Raw genomic sequence first — 1168 nt, 5'->3', positions numbered from 1 at the left:
CCCTTACGGGCGACCGCGACGACGTCGCGGCGGAACTCCAGGGGGAACGCTTTCGGCATGACAGACATCCTTCCAGCGAGGAACAGATCCTCACAGGTCAGGAGTCAACCGAACCGGGTGCAGTCCCTCCCGAGGCGGGCTGTGCAACCCGTGGCCAGGCTGTTCAAGGCCCTTCACGCCGGCGCAGCCACGTCGAGACGGCACCCTCGAACACGCGCCGCCCACGAGGCAGCCACGGGGTGAAGCGGGACGGCCACGACTGGCGCTCGCCGGGCACTCACGCCCTCATCGCGATCTTGTTCAAGGTCCCGAGGTGGTCGGCCGCCTCGTGTTCAAGCAGTTGACGATCTTCTTCAGGCCAGCGAGGATCTTGTTCAACCGGTCACCGACCCTGTCGGCAATCCGCGCGGCTCGGATGTTGTCGGCGCACCCGTCAAGGTGCACAGCCAGGTACAACTGAACGTGCACAGCGTCCTGCAGACGGCGGAGGCACGTCCGAGCCTTCAACCGCCCGCGAGCCGGTCAGCGAATTCAGCGAGCCCCACAGGAACGGGCGACCGGCCATCGTGGCGTTCCATTACCAGCGAGCCGGCACCGGCGGTATGGCGAATCCGCTTCTGCCGAAAGGAGTGGGCGTAAAAACCGCCATGCCGGAAGTTGCTTGCGTTGCAATTCGACCTTTCAGTTGGCGAGCAGCCGTTCAGCAGCGAGGGTTGCAAACCCGGCGAGTTGCACGCGCGTGCCTACTCCGAGGCACGGTTCCCAAGAACCTAGAGCGAGGGCAGCGGCTACAAGTGAACGGGCTCGCAACCTCGCCAGAGCTACACCTTCGCTCGCAGAGTCTCGCGTCAAAGGAGCCCCACTTTGGTTTACGCACCTGCTTGCGAGACCGATAAGCGCTTGCGCCTGCTGGTCTGGCTTGGTGATGCTGCGGGCGATCGTCTCGGCCCGGTCCAAGTCCCCGGCACCGGCTACCGCCTCGGCTAGCGCGGTCAACGCCCATGCCTGCTGCTTCGGGTCGGTGATGCTGCGAGCGATCCGCTCGGCCCGGTCCAGATCCCCGGCACCGGCCGCCGCCTCGGCCAGAGCGGTCAACGCCTGCGCCTGCTCGTACCGATCGGTGATGCTGCCGGCGATCGTCTCGGCCCGGTCGGCGAGCGTCCGTGCC

1 protein-coding gene is annotated in these 1168 nt (G+C 66.4%); it reads right to left on the bottom strand.

Features of this window, described 5'->3' with window-relative positions:
• Positions 1-681 precede the first annotated feature (681 nt).
• The coding region (locus FHG89_RS33205) for a hypothetical protein (protein WP_208760818.1) at positions 682-1168 on the bottom strand (487 nt) is incomplete at its 5' end.

The organism is Micromonospora orduensis, from assembly GCF_006228125.1.
Classification (GTDB): domain Bacteria; phylum Actinomycetota; class Actinomycetes; order Mycobacteriales; family Micromonosporaceae; genus Micromonospora; species Micromonospora orduensis.
The sequence above is the reverse complement of the archived record's forward strand: the minus strand, read 5'-3'. Positions and strand labels throughout refer to the sequence as shown.